Genomic DNA, 20378 nt, shown 5'->3' on the forward strand with positions numbered 1-20378 from the left:
ATCAGCAACAGGACTAAAAGTTAAAGCATTAGGTATAACCGAAGGACATTTAGCTAATAATGCAGTAGCAAAAGAAAAAATCAAGGGAGAAGGTAATGATAAAGTATTAACTACTAATGCTACAGGTGGAGTAGAGTGGTTAGATAAGAGTACAATCAAACCAACAGGAGCTAATTTAACTACTGATGGTATTATCGTGGTAGGGGATGCACTAACAGGAACTCAGCTAGCGACTGGAGCACTTCTAACAACAGCTAACTTAGCTGTTAAGAATGCGTCTATTGGAGTAGAAAAATTAAAAGTATCTACTAAAGATCAACATTTGGTTACGGATAATACAGGAGCTCCGAAGTGGGAGTCTAAGTTGACTACTATAGTAGCTACACCTGTACTTACTAATGATATCATTGATGGTAAGAGAGTATATGTACTTAAAACAGATGTAGTAGTACCAGAGCCTGGTACTGTAGCTAATCCATTGAAGTATAACTCAATAATAACACCGATAGCAATCACAGCTAATAATGTTGAATATTTATTGAGAGTTGAGATTTATAATGCAAGTAATCAATTGGTTGTTACCTCGGTTACTGATGTTGTGAATGCACAGAATTCTATTGTATTCCGTTTTGGTATGAATAATATGTATAGCACATTACCAGTAGGTACGTATAAGGCTGTGATAAGATATGTTTCTAAAGAACCATATACACCTTAATTAGAATATAAAAAATAGTAATTTATAAAACGATAGAGAAGATTTTCTCTATCGTTTTTTTTTGGGGTAAAGTGAAGGTTGTCTTTTTGATAGTTTTTTTGTCTGCGTATTTAGCGTTTGTGATAGCCCTAAGGGTAGAATTAGGAATTACTTAGGCATAAGTTGACAGGTTGTGTGAGAAGTTACTTGAGTAAAATATCTGATGCTCCTTGTTGAGCATATTTGTATTTAACCCAGAATTAGCGCTAGCCAAATACTACAAAGCAATTCTACTCCATAGCTTTTTCATTAGTGATTAAACCATACTAAAGTATGCTTTAATCACTAATTTAGATCTATCTTGTATAATTGCTTTTCACTTATCTGCCTATCATTGATTCTGGGTTTAAAATGATGTAGTGATATTACAAACTTATTGTTGTGTTTTATAATCAAATGGGATGTTTGTCGTGGTTTTTTATTTCTTTTATCTGTTGTTTTGGTTGTTTTTTTATTTGTTTGTAATTTTTGATTTTACTTGTTTTTATTGGTGTTTTTTGTGTTATATTATTATTGTTTTGTTATAATTTTATGGCGTTAAACTATTCTATTATGAAGAAAAAAATACTACTATTATCATCATTGTGCTTAATGGGGACAATGTATGCTCAAGAGAATGCAGGAGTAGCTATAGGAACTCCTTTACCTGATGCTAGCGCTATCTTACATGTGCATTCTGATACTAAGGGAGTATTGATTCCGAATGTTGTATTAACTGATTTGAATTTAAGCTCTCCTATTGCAGCAGAAGTAAAGGAGAGTTTGTTAGTGTATAATAAAACAGTAAAACTTGAAAATGCAGGTTTGCCAAATGAGAAGATACTTATTGCTAAAGGATACTACTATTGGTTAGCTACTACGCCTCCAGCGGGTAGATGGGTTCGTGTGCTGACTAGTGAAGATGGGAGTGAGATTTTAGCAGGACAGATACAAGAATCTTTTGTGGAAGAAACAAAAGTAGAGGGAAATGTTAAAGTTGGAACAGGGGTATTTGTTTATAATCCAGATAAAAACGAAGCAAGTAAGCCTGATGCTGCTGTAAAAGATCGTGTTAAATTAGATATACCTAAGTTGGTAAATGAAAATCAAACACTTACAAAGTTTGAGTTGAAGGAAAAAACAAGGTATTTATATTCTGATGGAAAGTGGCGCGATAAAATATTAACAAAGGAAGAAGAATTAGCTGAACAAGTAATATTTCGTAATGAAGGACGAGAATTAGCTTTGTTTTATACCGATGAAGTTAAGGTTGAATATAGTTATTTAGTAAAGGATTTGTTGGGTGCAAGTAATCCAGATATTCCAGCAATTACTTCATTGAAAGTTGATGATGGTGGAACAGGATTACTATATATAAATGATAAAGGAGCCCCATCTGTAATAAGTTTAGTAGATTTAGTACATACTATAGAGACTCCAACTGTTTTGTCTATGGATAATCAGGATAAGTTGCACTATGTTAGTGAAAAAGGTACTCAGAGTGTTGATATTCGAAGAGTGGTGAAAGAACCTTGGCATAAGGCAGATAATGATTCGGAAGCTATTGCTAATACTGATAATATGTTTACTCAAGGGTGGGTAGGAATTGGTTTAAATGCTAATGAGGCTAAAGTTGCTGCAACCTATGCTATTGAGAATAAAAATGGTTCAAACGAGAAGTTGAGAGTAAATGGTAGTATTTATGCACGTAATAGTTATTATGCCGATTATGTATTTGAGAACTACTTCACTAAGGAGTCATCTGCTCTAAAATATGACTACAGCTTTAAAGATTTGGCAACAGTAGAGTCTTTTATTAAGGAGAATTACCACTTACCAGGGATTACACCTGTAGGGGAATTACATAAGTCTAAAGAGGATGGGTATCTAATTAATGTATCTGAGTTGTCAATTCAGTTGTTAGAAAAAGTAGAAGAATTATACCTACATACAATAGATCAACAGAAGATCATTGAACAGCAGCAAATGGAGTTGTCTAAACAGGATACACGTTTGAAACAAATCGAATCACTATTAAATATAGGTAAATAGTAAAATAGTTAATTATGAAGATAAGTAGAAATATGACAAGATATATTGTAGTAACAACCTTATTGTTTTTTATCAGTATAGGGACACTATTTGCACAAGTAACTAAACCTATAGGCACGCGTATTACTGACTCTACAGAGGATAAAACATTAAGTACATCTGCTATTTTGGATTTAGATAGTTCAACTAAGGGGTTTTATATGCCAAGAATGAATGATGCGCAGAAAATTGAATTGGAACGTAAATTAGTAGCAGAGGGGATAAACAATACTGGATTAGTTATCTATAATACTGATAATGATTGTATAGAATATTGGCACTCCTCTACACAGAAGTGGAGAAGTTTATGTGGTAGTTTACCTCCAGCAGAGATTGTGATTAATGGAACCTGTGATCAAATTACCTTTGGTGGGTTTGCTAATGTAGCTGATCCTGAACTACAACAAGGTGTCGCTTTAACAACTCAAACAATATCGGTACCTATTAAAGTGAATAAAATAGGTACATATAGTGCGAGTGTCACAACAGATAATGGATACTTCTTCTCAGGAGAAGGACAATTCCAAGCTGTAGGAAACTATACTATTATACTTAAAGGGAATGGTACTCCTGTACGTGGATACGATGGCGTAGGTGGTAAAACTGGAGATGTTTTGTCGTTTAGTTTTAATGGAGTAGAATCTAAAGTTTGTACAACTAAGCAAATTAAAGTAAAGCCTGCAGATATGGTGCTTACAATCAATCAAAATGCATATAAAGTAGAAGGGAAATATTATGTTAATGAATCTGCTGCAGGAATAGTAGGGAATAAGTTGACTATAAAAATATCTGTAACTATTGGTGGAGAGGCAACAATTATTGCATACAATGCTATGTTAGGAATGAAGTTCTCTGGAACGAAAAAAGTAACTGCAGGGGCAGATCAAGACTTTGAGTTATTACCAGTAGTAGGAGAGGCAAGTGCTAAGGAGAATATAGCAGCAAGTTATCCGCTTACTTTTGGGGTAAATGTGAAGAATGAGAATGAAGTAATAAGTGGAAGGGGCGCTACGATGGTAGTTGAAGAAACCTCGGTATCGTTTAACCCTGCGGATGTTATTTTAGGTAATGAAGTATTCTATAGAGATACTCCTTTAAATGACAAGCACTCTATAATAGTACCTGTAATAGTAGAAGGGTCTGGTAAAACAACATTACACTTAAAAGATGGAAGTGGTAGAATAGATTTTATAGCGAAAGATGTAGTGCTAAACCGCGTAAAAGGTGGGGCGAAACAGAATGTAACTTTTATTCCTGTGACTCCAGTATCTCCAGCGGCGTATCCAACTATGCCTGCAACAACAACGTTGCCATTAAAATTAACAGGAGAGCAAACAAGATTTAAAGTAAATGGTGCAAATGATGTAGTTGTACCTTTAGGATTAAAACCAGTGGCTTATACTATTGATTGTAATAATATCAAGCCTAATAAAAGTACAATGGTACATAATAGACCTGTAGGGAAAGATTATTACATCATAGTTCCTGTTAATGTTACTGTAGTAGGTGAATATGAGATTTATACAATCGGTGATGCTGATGGAGTAACATTTAGTTCAAATGAAGGAACTAAGAAACTAAGTTTTTCTAAAACAGGTGTTCAAAATGTAATGTTGTACGCAACTGATCCAGCTGCTACACCTACGATAAGAGCTACCTATGAAATTACTATTGCAACAAGAGATGGCTCGAATAATGCTAATTGTGGTACTAAGTTTAAAGCAAGGGTTGGATTCAACGATATTAAAGTACTACTTTATGAAGCAAATACGAATAATCCAAATAGACCCAAACCATTATTTGGTGCATTCTTTAGAGGAATAATAGGCGGGAAACCGAATTTTGGACCTGAAGGAGAACTGGTAAAGACAGGTGATGTTATCCCTACAAGTTTTGAGTATAATAATGCTACTACAAATACTGCTATTACCCGAAAGGCTCTGTCTGATAAGATTAAAAATGGTGACTTCAACCTTATTATTATGGAAGGAATGACAGTGTTAAAAAGCTTAGACCAAGATTTATATGATGCTTTCTTAGGATATATTCAAAAAGGAGGTGCTATATTTATTAGTATGCCAAGTGATATTCCTATACAAATAGGTAAACCTTTTGTAGCAGGCTTAATACAAAGTGCAGGTAGTAAATTAGATGGACCTGTAAAGACTACCTTGGGAATAGATCTTATTACTGCTTTAAATGATAATAAAGAACTATTAAGTGGATATACGACTTCAGATCCAAGAGGGATTATTATAAATACGGCCGATCCAATTCTGGTAGGGCCTACGCCTTTAAGAAATTACTATTTTATTACTAATGGTAATGGATGTGGGGCAGTTACAACTGGAACTAAGTTTGAAGCTTTGGTATCTTTAGCTGCAGGGAATAAAGATGCAGCAGTTGTGTTTAGGCATGTTGATTATAGATATTTATTTATAGATGCTACAGTGCCACCATCAACAATGTTCTCGTTTGATTATGGGTTTAATGCCACTGGTGCCATTATTAAAAATGGAAATAACCCTATTTCTGTGAATACTAATATATTAGTTAATATGATTCAAAAAGTAGCTAATGATTAAACATAAAAAATAGATTAGTTTTACTTCATATTATGATTTATGTTTTTAATAAAGTAACTAATAGAGAGCTCTTAACGAAGAGAAATAAAAAAAAGGATATTCCGAAAGGGTATCCTTTTTTTATTTCTAATAAAATTCTAATCATATTTTAATTTATGGTATAGTTTTTGGTTTTTACTTAATGTACTTTGATTTTTAACTAGTTAGTTTAAAAAAAACAAATGCTTGTATTTATTAGAGGTACGCGAAATTGTTAGAGGTGATTTATGTCTTTAATATAGAATATTTAAAAAAAATAAAATCATTTTAAAAGAAGCTAAATAAATACTTGCACAGTATGTTTTAGTAAAGTTTTAATAATTAAGTAATTTTTAGATAATGTGCTTTTTAAATTGAGTATTTATTGTTAAGTATTAAATATGCTTATTTAAGTGTTTATTAATAGGGTGTTTTATTATAGATAATTTTGTTAATAAATGAGTACATTTATAATGGAATATAATTGAAGAATATGAAAAAAAGGGTAATTACTATCGGAGTTTTAATGATGAGTGGTCTTGCTTTTTCGCAAGTAGGTATTGGCGTGAGAGCACCGCATAAATCTGCATTATTAGAATTGAAAGCGAATGAAGGTGAGTATAGAGGGATGTTAATTCCTCGTATACCTTTAAAGGGCTTAACGGATAAATCTACTATAAATAAAGGTGATATAGCAACTAGTTTGTTAGTTTTTAATATTACTGATAATGACGTTTTAACTCCAGGTTTTTACTATTGGAAGGGGACTGAATGGGTTCGTGTTATTGATAGCAAAGATGTTATTGACAATCTTGATAATTTTCCTAGAAATAGTGTCTTAGGTGTTAAGGGGGATGAGTTAGTGTTATTAGATACTAAGGGGGGAGAAGTAAAGACTCCTATCAAAGATCTTAATATAGTGACTACTATCACTGAAGTAGAGAAAGGAAAGTATGTCTATACAAATGAGTTAGGAGATAAGAAAGTTATAGATGTAACAGGAAATGTAATTAATAATATTACTGAGATTCTTAAGGATGAAACAGTAGTGGAAGAAATATATAATAGTGTTGCAGCTAAGGGTAAAGCCACAACAGCTACTGATGGATCTATTAAAATAGACAATGGAGAAAAGGCGGTATTAAATCCAATGCAAATATCTATTGCAGATAAAGGAGTATCACCTTCTAAGATAGCACCTGGTGCTAATGGAACTTTCTTAATTACAACCAAAAGTGGTACTGTAAAATGGGTTAGTGCTACAGATGAATCAATCAAGGAGATCTTGACATTAAATCAAGCGATTACGTTATTAGAAGATAATAAGGATGGAACGCTTACTTATTATGATGAATCATGTTTTGATAAAGATGGTAAATTCATAGAGGGATCAACAGGTAGTAATTTTGATTCGAATACATTAAAAGTTGTTGCAACTACTGATGGTAAGTATAGTTTTTATGATGGAAGAAGTCAGACTGTTCCAGTAGCTACAATTGATGTAAAAGGAACAGTGGTTGAAAATATCACAGAGATTTTAAATGAAAAAGTAGTCAAAGAGCAAGTCTTCGAAACAGTAGCCACTCAAGGTAAAAAGGTTTCAGGAGACGACGCTGTAGCAATAGTAGGAGGTGATAAAGCTACTTTATCAGAGATGACAATATCTCTTAAAGATAAAGGAGTTTCGTCTGCAAAGATTAAACCAGGCGCAGATAAACAATTATTGGTAACAAAGAATGGGGTGGCTCAATGGGTTGCAGCAACAGATGAAATAATTCAAGAAGCAGTTAAGGCAAATGAGAAGGTTACTGTATTAGTTGATCATCATAACGGTAAGTTTACTTACTATAATGAGAATGGAATTGATAAGAATGGAGCGCCTATTATTGGAAAAGGAGAGTTATTTGATGCCAATACCTTGCGTATTGTAGAAAGAAAGGATAAAGGTATCTATGACTTTTTTGATGGTACTTCGCTTGATACACCATTGATGACTATTAGTACGCGTGCTAAGTCAATCTACTTAGAGAATAGCTCAACAATTATACAAGGAGATAACTTACAAGAGGTAATAGATAATATTATTCAGAAAATAGAAGTTGCTCAAGGTAAACCTGCTACTTTAAGTGGGCAGGGTATCTTGATTAATGGAGATCCTCAGTTGGCAGGATCTGTGTTAAAAGATATGGAGTTGACGATAGCTAATGATGCTATTATTACGGAGAAGATTAAGGATGGGGCTATTACTACAACGAAAATTAATGATGGAGCGGTAACTACACATAAGATTAAACCAGGTACGGATAAGTATATCTTAGTTACTAAAGAAGGGAAAGTACAGTGGGTAGCTGCGACTGATTCAATCATTAAAGATGTTGTAAAAACAAATGAAGTAGTTACTGTAGTTGTAAATAACAACGACGGTACTTATACATATTATAATGAGAAAGAGATTAAAGCAGACGGTACTCCTGATAAAACTAAGGGAACTAAGATAGATGCCAATACCTTAACTATTGCAGATAATGGTAAAGGGGAGTATATCTTTAATGATGGAGTGAAACATTTAGCTACCATTAATATTGCTGGAACAGTAATAGAGAATATTACGGAAATATTGAACAGTACAGAAGTAAAAGAACAAATCTTCGAAACAGTAGCCGCACAAGGTAAAGGATTAGAGAAGGGAGATGCCTCAATTAAAATTGAAGGTGGAGAAAAAGCAGTGTTGGCAAATGCTAAAATCTCGGTGGCAGATAAGGGAATTACTCCTTCTAAAATAGAACCAGGTAAAGATAAATATCTTTTAGTAACGAAAGATGGAGTAGTACAATGGGTACCTGCTTCTGATGCAATCATTAAAGATGTAATTGATCATAACGAGACGATAACTGTCTTATCAGTTAATCCAAATGGTACATTTAATTACAAGAATGAGAGTGATATAAAGAATGGTGGGGCAGGTATTGATTTTGATGCCAATACCTTAAAAATAGAAGAAAAAGTAGGAAAACAAGGAGTATATGTTTTCTATGATGGAAAAACAAGTTTAGACGCACCTTTAATGACGATAGATGTTGCTGGAACGGTCATAGAGAATATTACAGAGATACTAAATAGCACAGAAGTAAAAGAACAAATATATACTACTGTGGCTGCTCAAGGAAAAGCAGTTACTTCACCAAAGGCTTCTATCGCAGTGGGAGGTGCAGGTGATAAAGCAGTATTGAATGCTATGCAATTAGATATTGCAAAAGATGGTGTTACTACAACGACTATTGCTAACAAAGCAGTGACTCCTGCTAAAATAGAACCAGGTAAAAAAAATGGACAGTTATTAGTAACGAATGGCAATGGTGATGTGCAGTGGATAGATGCTACAGATGCTATTATCAAAGATATACTTAAAAGTAAACAGGCTATTACGTATATAGAGGATTTAGGAAAAGGAAGTTTTACTTACTATAATGAAGCTTGTTTTGATGCAGATGGTGTTTTTATAGAGGGATCAAAAGGAGAAGTTTTTAATGCTAATACGCTATCAATAGAAGAAGTCACTGTTAATGGAAAAGGAACAGGTACGTTTGAGTTTTACGATTTATCTCAGGAGGACCCAATCTTTATAATTGATGTAAAGGCAAGTGTCGTTAATAATATTACAGAAATTCTAAGTAATGAAGATGTAAAGAACGAGATATTCAATGTTGTTCAAAACAAAGGCCAATTAGTAGAGAGTACAGATGGTTCAGTGGCAATAACAGGAGGAGAAAAGGCAGCCTTAAACAAGCTTATTCTTAATATTAAAGAATCCGGAATTAAAACGAGTCATCTTAAGGATGGTGCAGTGACTACTGCTAAAATAGGATCTGTAGGATCTGTTAATGGGGCTGTTTTAACAGCTGATGGTTTAGGGAAAACAACTTTCGTTTCGCCGACAGATGCTCTAACACCAGCAATGCAAGGGGATTTAGTAGGAGAAGATACTGTAATTAATATTGCTGGAGGAAAAAATGTATTATTTGGAGTAGATGGAAAGGAAACAAAGATTTCAATTAATACAGGTGGAATCACAAGTGCTCATATCAAGAATGAAACTATTTTAAATGATGATATCGCTAATAAAACAATATCGGCGGCTAAGTTAGATGGTGGTGTAGCACCGAAAGGAGCTGTAGCAACGGTTCAGGCAGATGGTACAGTACGTTATCAAGCGATTAGTGGTGATGTTATCGCTAATAAAGGAAATATCACTACTAAAGACGGCGTGTCAGTAGATAATGGCACTGGGAAAGTATTGTCTAATGTGGAAATAGGGCTTACTGAAAAAGGGGTGAATATTGATAGGATAACGCCTGGTACAGATAAGTATATCTTGGTAACTAAAGACGGAACAGTACAATGGGTACCTGCTTCTGATGCTATTATTAAGGATGTAGTAAATAGCAATGAGACGGTAACTATATTGTCTGTGATGGATAATGGTACATTCACGTATCAAAATGAGAACGATATAAAGAATGGTACTGCTGGAGTTACTTTTGATGCAAATACCTTGACAATAAAAGAGGTAAAAGATGTAAATGATAAAGGTACAGGCACGTTTAACTTCTTTGATAAAACAAGTGAAGACACTCCTATAGCAACAATAAATGTTAGTGCAGCTGTTATTAATAGTATTACGACAATATTAAATGATGTAACGGTACAAGGAGATATCTTTAATACTGTAGCTAATCAAGGTAAGGCATTGACTTCAAAAGATGGGTCTCTGAATATTCCAGAAGGCAACAAGGCAGGATTGGCAGAGTTAAATATTGGTATTGCTACGGAAGGAGTGAAGACAGTGCATATAGCTAATAAAAATATAACAGCAGCTAAATTAGATGCAACTGGTGCAGCTGAAGGAGCTGTGGCGACTGTTGGTTTAAACGGGGTTGTTTCTTACCAACCTCTAAAATCAGATGTAATTACCGATAAAGCACCTTTAACCACTGATGGTATTATTGAGATTACTAATGCTGGTTTAGGAGCAGATGCTTTATTGAAAGCAGTTAACTTAAAGATTAAAGATAAAGGAATAGGGACTGCTCAGTTAACTGATAATGCTGTTACTAATGATAAGATATCATCAGAAGGAGCAGGCGGAGAGAAAAGAGTCTTAATTAGTGGTTTAAATAAAGATACTAAATGGGTAGAATTATCTAATATCGTGACAGAAACGGCAGGTAATCTTACGACAGATGGTATTATTGAAATGTCTGGTGGTGATGGTGTAAATGCGGTATTAGAAGATATAAAATTAAGTATAGCTGATAAAAGTATAACGAAAGCAAAACTTAGTTCTGTGAAAACTGTAGGTGTTAATGAGAATGAAGATTTGTTATTAGCTACAGATGGAACAGGAGGGTTTAAATTTATACCTAAAGACGTAGTTGCAACTCCAACAGGGGATTTAACTTCAGTAAGTACTTTAGAAATTAGTGATGGTGTAGATGCTGTATTAAAAGATATTTCTATTGATGTAAAAGACAAAGGAATTACTCCAGCGAAGATATCATCAGAAGGTGCTTTAGAGAATGCTGTATTAACAGCAGATGGAAATGGAAATGTAGTGTATAAGAAGATAAACAATACTGCTTTTGAAGGTACTGAAGCGAATCTGTTATCAGATGGATCACTAAATATTCCTTTAGATAACAAGGCTGTATTAAAAGAAACGGAGATAGGTATCGCTGTTGATGGAGTAAAGAATACGCATATCGCTGACAATGCTGTAACTACTACTAAAATAGCGGATGAGAATGTAACAGCTGCTAAATTAAAAGGTGGTGCAGCGAAGCAACTTCTGATTACTAATGAAGGTGGTAAGGCACAGTGGGTAGATGCCTCTGATGCTATTATTCAAGAGATCATAACAGTGAATGAGAAGGTAACGTTATTGACAGATAATACAAATGGTACGTTTACTTATAAAAATGAGGCTGACATAGCGAATGGTACAGCAGGGATAACCTTTAATGCTAATACACTGAGTATCGCTGATAATGGAAAAGGCAAATATGTGTTCTCTGATAAATCAGGTATTGGAGCATTAGCTACAATTGATATTCAAGGAACTATTATAGAGAATATTACGGAGCTATTAAAAGAGGTTTCTGTTAAAGAAGAAATCTATAATACAATAGCAGCTCAAGGAAAAAAAGTATCTACTGATAACTCGATAGCGGTAGTCGGTGGAGAAAAAGCAGCGCTTAATGAAATGACAATCTCTCTTAGAGATGGGGGAGTTACTACAGCGAAGATATCATCAAGCGTAGCTGGTACTAACGCAGATTTAGGAGCTGTATTAACAGCCGATGGAAGTGGAAAGGTAGCCTATAAAAAATTGAGTAATAGCGCTTTTGAAGGAGCTGAGGCCAACTTAGTATCAGATGGATCTCTGGATATTCCTGTTGACAATAAAGCAGTATTAAAAGAAACTAATATTAGTATTGCTGCGGGAGGAGTTCAAGCTAAGCATATAGCAGATAAGAATGTAACAACGGATAAAATAGGAACTACTGAAGCGGCAGGAAAAGTCTTAACGTCAACTGGTTTAGGAGGAGCAGAATTCCAAACTTTAAAAGAGGTAATCGGTAGTCAAGGTAAAGAAATTAAAGGAGACAATGCTATTAAAGTAGTAGGTGGAACAGAGGCAACACTTACTGAAGTAAAACTTAGTCTTAATGATTCAAGTATTACAAATGAGAAGTTGGCTATTGATGCGGTATCTACTGATAAGATACAGAATCAGGCTGTAACGGCAGCTAAAATGAAGGGGGAAGAGAAAAGAACTATTCTGATAACTGATGCACTTGGTGATGTAAGATGGGCAGATGCAAATGAAAATGTAATTAAAGATATAGTAAAGCACAATGAGTCAGTTACAGTTCTAAAAGATAATAAGGATGGTACTTTTACTTATTATAATGAAAATGATGTAGATCATAAGGGTAATATCAAAGTAGGTGCAACTGGAGTTAACTTTAATGCAAATACATTAAGTGCAGATACAACAACTCCTGGAGTATTTATTTTAAAAGATAGATCTAAAGCAAATGGAGGTGTTGTTGCGACAATAGATACTCGTGCAAGTCATATTATTTTTGAAGGGGATGTGTCTTACAATACTGTTGAAGAAGCAATTACTAATATTACTCAAAAGATAGAACAATTAGAAACTGAGAAAGGAGCTTTATCTGGAGAAGGTATTTTAGTAAACGGATTGGAAAGTGTAGACAAATCTGTTCTTAAAAATATGAAATTGACTATTGCAGATGAAGCAGTAACAACTACTAAGATAAAAGGTGGTGCAGCGAAGCAATTATTGATTACTAATGAAGGAGGTAAAGCACAATGGGTAGACGCAACAGATTCTATTATTGAAGAGATTGTTAAGGTAAACGAAAAAGTAACTGTTCTAACGGATAATACAGATGGTACGTTTACCTATAGAAACGAGGATGATATAGCCAATGGCACTGCCGGTATAACATTTAATGCAAATACACTAACCATTGCCGATAATGGAAGTGGTAAATATACTTTCTTAGACAAATCAGGAAATGGAGCGTTAGCAACAATAGATATTCAAGGGATAATTATTGAGAATATCACAGAGTTACTAAAAGAGGTTTCTGTTAAAGAGGAAATCTATAATACAATAGCTGCTCAAGGTAAAACTATTTCTACTGATAACGCAATAACAGTAGTTGGCGGAGAAAAAGCAGCTTTAAATGAAATGACTATCTCACTTAGAGATGGGGGAGTAACAGAAGGAAAAGTAGCAAAAGGAGCTATTACAGAAGATAAGTTATTTGCGGGACTTGGAAAAGCAGATTATGTACCAGTAGTTCAAGCTGATGGTACTGTGAAATACCAACCTATGGCTGTGGTTCCAACAGGAAAGATGCTAACGGTAGATAATTCATTAAAAGTTTCGGGAGATGCTTCACAAGTATTGTTGCAAGAATTAGGGTTAGAGATTAATGCTGGAGGAATTGCAACAGAGCATATCCAAAACCTTGCTGTAACATCAGATAAGATTACTTCACAATTAGGAGAAGATATAGCAAAAAAAGGATCAGTTCTTATCGCAGATGGATCAGGTAACACGGCGTTTGTTGATGGAAGTCTTGCTACAGCAGCTGCTATGCAAGGTGATTTAGTAGGTGATGATGCTATTGGTGTAAGTGCAAACGGAGCAAATGTTCTCTATGGTGCTGATGGTACAGAAGTAAAGGTCTCTCTAAAAGCAGGCGGAGTAAAAGGAACTCATGTTGCCCCAGAGACTATTAAGAATGGAAATATAGGGAATAAAACGATTGAAGCAAATAAACTAAATGCAGGAGCAGGAGTTGCAGATAGAGTAGCAGTAGCAAATGCAACAGGAGAAGTAACTTATAAGGCTTTGTCTACAAAAGAATTAGCAGGAAAAGGAGATATTAAAACGGCAGATGGTATTACAGTTGACAATGGAGTTGGTAAAGTATTAGGGGATGTTAGTTTAGGGATAAGAAACCAATCTATTGCTATTTCTAAATTAGACGGAGGCAATGCTCCAGAAGGAGCAGTACCAGTAGTAGGCGCTAATGGAAAAGATGTGTCTTACCAAGTGCTGAATGCCAATATCATTAAGAATAAAGGAAATATAATAACTGATGGTTCGTTACTAGTTTCTGAAAATGGGTTAGGTAAAACATTAGAAGATGTTACGATTAATGTAGCTCCTAAGGGAATTAAAACAGAGAAGATTGCTGATAATGCAGTAACTAATTTGCAAATAGCAGATTTAGCAGTTACAGCGGCGAAGATATCACCAGAGGGGGCAGCAGCTAAAAGTGTTTTAACAACGAAGGATGATGGAACAGTATTCTGGGGAGAACTAAAAGATATTGTTACTAATACAGCTGGAAACTTAACCACTGATAATATTATTACATTAACGAAGGGAACGGGAGTGAATACTTTATTGGCAGATGCAGAATTAAGTATAGCTAATAATAGTATCGATAGAACAAAGTTAAGTTCAAAAGAAGCTGGAGTACCTGTCGGAAAAGATAAAATATTAGTATCGAATGATACTGGTGGATTTGATTTAGTAGATCAGACAGCTGTACAAGTAGGAGGAAAAGATCTTGCATTAGGACAATCACTTGCTTTTACAAAAGGAGATGGATTAAATGCTGTATTAGTAGAAACTTCTATAGACGTTGCTACTGGTGGAATTACAACTGATAAATTGGCAAATTCGGCAGTAACTGTTGATAAAATGTCTGCAGGAACTGCAGTAGCTAATACTGTATTAACATCAGTAGGAGCTGGTAAAGTTGAATACAAAGCATTGAGCAATACCGCATTTGATGGACAAGGAGCTGACTTAAAAAGTGATGGGTCTATTACTGTATCGGCAGGAAATAAAGCTTTATTAAAAGAAACAAGTATCGCTATCAAAGATAGTGGAGTTGAGACTAAACACCTTAAAGCAGGAGCTGTAACAACTGATAAGATTAGTTCAGCATCAGGTGTAAATAATATTGCGCCAGGAGCTTTCTTAGTAGCAGATGGCAGTGGAGCTACAAAGTATCAAACGATGGAAACTGTGGCTACTGCACAAGGAAAAGCAATTACTTCTCATGACGGATCTTTAACTATTCCAGATAATAAAGCTGGGATGCAAGCATTAGATATTGCGTTAGCGAAAGGTGGAGTTAAGAACGAACATATCGGTGGAAGAGCGATTACACAAGAGAATATCAGTACGCCTGAGACAAGTGGAGGATTAGTATTAACTTCTGATGGGCAAGGTGGTGCTGAGTTTAAAAATGTAAACGAATCAATAGTAGCTACAGCTAAGCCATTAACAGCAGGAGCAGGAATTATTGTAACAGGCAGTGGAGCAGCCAAAGCATTATTAGGAGACGCTACAGTAGCGATTGGTAGTAAAGGGGTAGCTACAGGTATGATAGCTGATAAAGCTGTTAAAGAAGCTCAATTAGCAGATGGTGCTGTAACCGTTACTAAGATTGGAACTGGAGCTGTAACAGGTATTAAAATTGCAAATAGTGCAGTTTCGACAACGCAACTTAATGATAAAGCAGTTAATACTGCAAAAATGAGTTCTGATAAGGCTTTATCAGGACATGTATTAACAGCAGATGGTAAAGGGGGGGTTAGTTATCTTGCTCCTGCAGGTCCTACTACAACGGGAGAATTGAAAGGAACTGGCCCAATAAAAGTAACAGATGGTAAAGATGCTGTACTGAAGGATATGATACTTGAGATAGTAGAGAAATCAATTCAAAACAGCCATATAGCTGATGGTGCTATTACCACAAATAAAATAGGTAAAGAAGCTGTTAGAAACGGACAGATTGCTGAAAATGCAGTAGGAAGAAAAGAGATATACCCAAGTAATATTGATACTGCACACCTTAGTAATGGCGCTGTAACGACAGATAAAATAGCAAATGATAATATTACTAATTATAAAATATTAGATGGAGCTGTAACTAATAATAAAATGAGCGCAGGTAATGCTGTTGTAGGACATGTCTTAACAGTAGAAGCAGGTGGTAAAGTAGCTTATAAAGCCGCTACTGGACAGAGTGTGACAAAGGCGACATTAACAGGTAGTGGGCCAATTAGCATAAATGGAGGTAGTAGTTCAACTGAAACAGTATTAAAAGCAGTAAACTTAGATATTAAAAAAGGCTCAATTACAGGTGATCATATTGAATCAGGAGCTATTCAAAATAAGCATATAACAACAAGTGCTGTAGATAGTAAACAGATTAAAAACGGTGCAGTACAAGGAGATGTTATTAAAAATGAAGGAGTTAGAGTTGAAAAATTAAGTTCTTTAGATTATAACGATGATCAAGCACCTGACGGACAAGTTTTAACTTCTAATGGACGTGGGGGAGTAGAATGGAGAACAGGAGGAGGTTCAAGTAAAGGAGCAATGCCAAAGTTCTTTTATGCTCCATCATTCTATATTACTGTAGAATCTGGCGACTCTGGTGAAGTTGATGTTCACGATTATTATGTAGAGCAATTTGGAACTCCAAAATCTGTAAATCCTGGTGCTCAGAAACCATCGTTACCTGTTTTAGGTTATAATGAGTTGGATTACTATGTTCTTTATTACGATGAAGAAGTATTTAGCAGTGTTGAAATCGACGATGGAGGAGTATTACATTATGAAGTTAGGGATGATGCACAAGTAAGTAATGACACTTATTTTAATATAGTGTTTAGAGTAAGGGATTAAAAGCTGAAAAGCCTATTTATATTAAGATGTACAATAGGCTTTTCACTTCATTTGTAAATAAGAGTGGAAGATGAAAAATAAAATAATAATAGTAATAGCTTTTATATTAACAAGTTTTGTTTGGGGGCAACAGGCAAGAACTTTTCCTTATTTTCTTCCTTTAACTGGGGATGATAAGCCAAGTGTGATTACAGAGTATTTTGGTAATAATGTCTATGATGATTCAGAGCGGTATTCAGCAGATGGAATTGCATTAACTTATAAAAATTATAGAGGGGAACCGCAAGAATTTAGTGGTTTCGCATTAGATGAGATTCCTTTTACTTCAGAGTTTGGTATTATTGTAGAATTTAAATATGCTATGATAGATGGTGAAGAATATAATGGAAGATATGGAGATGGACTTACTATGTTTTTATATGACAGTAAAAAGAGTTTTGCGATTGGGGGTCATGGGGCAAGTTTAGGATATGCTTATAGAAATAGTGATAATACAAGTAATAATGTACCTGGATTAAATGGAGGATATCTTGCTGTAGGATTAGATGTCTATGGAGATTTTAAATCAAGATCATCAGCAGGACATGAGAGAAGAGAAGGTATTGCTAAGTATAATTGGGATGAAATAGGCAGTCATGTTACTATTCGTGGAGCACAGGATGGTAATAATAGATATAAAGGATATCCCGTTTTGCATACTATCAATGCAGATAATAGGTGGAAAATTAATAAAGCCTTTTTAAATTTTGACACTGGTGAATATGAAGAGCGTGAGGATAACTCAAGTAAGAAGTTCGAAATGTATACGGGTTGGGATTATTACGGAAATATAGAATACAATACAGTAATCGTTCTTATAACTCCAGATAGTGGCAGAGGAGGGAGTTATGTAGAGGTTAAAGTTAAAGATGAACATGGAGAAAAAAATGTAATTGATGAGTTTTTTTACCCTAACGAATTTAAAACAAGAGATCAATTAGGAAATCTATACAATTTTAAAACCCAAGTGCCAGATAACTTCAAGATAGGTTTTGCTGCTGCAACTGGAGGGGCTTATGAAAAACATTTGATTAAAGATGTGAAGGTTAGTCTTCCTTATGAGCCTTATATGGAAGATATGTTTGTTAATCTGTGTGTTGGAAATACAGATGGTAAAAAAGTTCGTATAGCTCCATATAAAGAAGCTTGGTTTTATTCAGGACCAGTAACAAGTCCTCGTGGAGGAAATGATAGTAGGTATATTAATTATAGTAGTTTTCGTTTTGAAGATGAAAAAGGTTATGCTTTAAATGCAAGTAATAATTTTAAATATACTGAAAATGGAGTAGGTATATGGGAATATAATTCGAATAGTGGGGAAGTAACTTTTACAGCTACAGATAATTTAGAGAAAGGAGAATATTCTGTTTATTTTTCAGCTACAGGGCAAAATAACGGACCAGGTGGCTTTGGGCCTTTTGGACGAGAAGTTTATCGCTCAAGACCAACAAAGTTAACTGTAGTAGTTAATGATTGTAAAATATTTTTTAATCCTAATCAACGAGTAAGAGTAAAAGTAGAATAATTTATATAGGAGAAGAGATTAGTCACTCTTTCTTTTATTCAAATAAATAATGATCATAGTATCTCAAATGATACACTAATCATTTTTTTAAAGAATTTAATAAGTAGACCACCATTAAGCAATGGTGGTCTTTTTTGTTATGATAATAATCTCTCTTTTTTATTATTTTAATTGATGATTATTTTTAAATAATATATATAAGTTGCTGTTGTTTTAATTTTTTTATCTTTTTTGAGTTTGGTACGGTTTTTGGTTTTTAGCTATTGACTAACAGTAATATAAAAAGAAATTGCTATTGTTTATGCTGTTGAAGTCTATTGTTAATTGTACAAGCTTATATAAAAAGATATGAAAAAGAGAGTAATTACTATTGGGGTTTTAATGATGAGCGGTATAGCTTTTTCTCAGGTTGGTATTGGAGTTAAATCGCCACATAAGTCAGCATTATTAGAATTAAAAGCGGACAAAGGAGATTATAGAGGAGTATTAATTCCTAGAATCCCTTTGAATGATTTAACAGACAAATCAAATATAAATAAAGGAGATGTAGAGACTAGTCTATTAGTGTTTAATACAACTAATAATACGGTACTAAGCGCTGGATTTTATTATTGGAATGGGATGAAGTGGGTTCGATTATTGAACAATCAAGATATACTTGATAATATCGATAGCTTCCCTAGAAATAAAGTGCTAGAAGTAAGAGATGATGTTTTAGTACTTGAGGATTCAAAAGGGTTGGAAGTTAAAACTCCTATCAAAGATTTGAATATCGTTACTACTATTACAGAGGGTGATAATGGGAAATACATATATAAGAATGAGCTTGGTGATATAGCAGTTATTGATGTGACTGATAGTGTAATTAATAATATTGAAGAAATATTAAAAGATACTATAGTTCAAAATACTATTTATACAACTGTAGCAGCTAAAGGAAAAGAAGTTAGTTCAACTGATGGATCTATCCAAGTAGATAATGGTGGAAAAGCTGCCCTAAACGAGATGCAATTATCTATTGCAAAAGGGGGAGTTACACCAGAGAAAATAGAAGCAGGCGGTAAGAAACAAATCTTGATTACTAATGCTAAAGGAGAAGTAGTATGGGTAGATGCCAATGAAGAAGTAATCAAAGAAATCGTTAAGAGTAATGAAACTGTAACGGTATTAGAAGATAATCAAAACGGAACTTTTACTTATTTCAGTGAAGCGGATTATGACAAAGATGGAAACAAAGTAGGTAAAGGAGTTGATTTTAATGCTAATACTTTAAGTATTGTAGAGAGAAAAGGTAAAGAGCAAGGTATCTATGATTTCTTTGATGGAGAACATCAAGATACACCCTTAATGACGATAAGTACTCGTGCTAATTCTATCTATTTTGACAATAGTTCTACTACTATTGAAGGAGATAATCTACAAGAGGTAATCGAAAATATTATCAATAAAATAGAGGTAGCTCAAGGAACACCATCCTCTATTAAAGGAGGAGAGATCTTAATCAATGGTGAGGTAGAATTAGGAGAAGCAGTCTTAAAAGAAATGACTTTAAGTATTGCTCCAAGTGCTATAACAACTGAAAAGATAGAAGCAGGAGGTAAGAAACAAATCTTGATTACTAATGCTTCAGGAGAAGTAGTATGGGTAGATGCCAATGAAGAAGTAATCAAAGAAATCGTTAAGAGTAATGAAACTGTAACGGTATTAGAAGATAATCAAAACGGAACTTTTACTTATTTCAGTGAAGCGGATTATGATAAAGAAGGAAACAAAGTAGGTAAAGGAGTTGATTTTAATGCTAATACTTTAAGTATTGTAGAGAGAAAAGGTAAAGAGCAAGGTATCTATGATTTCTTTGATGGGGAACATAAAGACACGCCTTTAATGACGATAAGTATTCGTGCTAATTCTATCTATTTTGACAATAGTTCTACTATTATTGAAGGAGATAACTTACAAGAGGTAATCGAGAATATTATCAATAAAATCGAGGTAGCTCAAGGTACTCCATCATCTATTAAAGGAGGAGAGATCTTAATCAATGGAGAAGTAGAATTAGGCGAAGCAGTCTTA

The 20378-nt window shown here is 34.3% G+C and carries 4 protein-coding genes and 2 pseudogenes; all 6 read left to right on the forward strand.

Translation table 11 applies throughout. The features are described from left to right. A pseudogene (locus CF599_RS19560) lies at window positions 1-718 on the forward strand (hypothetical protein); the annotation flags it as partial. A gap of 591 nt (window positions 719-1309) precedes the next feature. Beyond that, window positions 1310-2788, forward strand: coding sequence for a hypothetical protein (locus tag CF599_RS16465; RefSeq protein WP_143824826.1), 1479 nt, complete (start codon window positions 1310-1312; stop codon window positions 2786-2788). Window positions 2789-2802: 14 nt separating this feature from the next. Then, window positions 2803-5412, forward strand: coding sequence for a hypothetical protein (locus CF599_RS16470; RefSeq protein ID WP_143824827.1), 2610 nt, complete (start codon window positions 2803-2805; stop codon window positions 5410-5412). Between the two features lie 511 nt (window positions 5413-5923). Continuing rightward, window positions 5924-16741, forward strand: coding sequence for a hypothetical protein (locus tag CF599_RS16475; protein ID WP_121967067.1), 10818 nt, complete (start codon window positions 5924-5926; stop codon window positions 16739-16741). 70 nt (window positions 16742-16811) lie between these two features. Continuing rightward, window positions 16812-18305 (forward strand): hypothetical protein, encoded by a 1494-nt coding sequence (locus CF599_RS16480; RefSeq protein WP_121967068.1) that lies wholly within the window; start codon window positions 16812-16814, stop codon window positions 18303-18305. A gap of 348 nt (window positions 18306-18653) precedes the next feature. Further along, window positions 18654-20378 (forward strand): annotated as a pseudogene (locus CF599_RS16485) (hypothetical protein); the annotation flags it as partial.

This window comes from Myroides sp. N17-2 (assembly GCF_002286775.1).
GTDB lineage: Bacteria > Bacteroidota > Bacteroidia > Flavobacteriales > Flavobacteriaceae > Flavobacterium.

Coding starts and splice junctions, on each gene's coding strand:
- CF599_RS16465 (WP_143824826.1), top strand. CDS start 1,310: ATGAAGAAAAAAATACTACTATTATCATCATTGTGCTTAATGGGGACA.
- CF599_RS16470 (WP_143824827.1), top strand. CDS start 2,803: ATGAAGATAAGTAGAAATATGACAAGATATATTGTAGTAACAACCTTA.
- CF599_RS16475 (WP_121967067.1), top strand. CDS start 5,924: ATGAAAAAAAGGGTAATTACTATCGGAGTTTTAATGATGAGTGGTCTT.
- CF599_RS16480 (WP_121967068.1), top strand. CDS start 16,812: ATGAAAAATAAAATAATAATAGTAATAGCTTTTATATTAACAAGTTTT.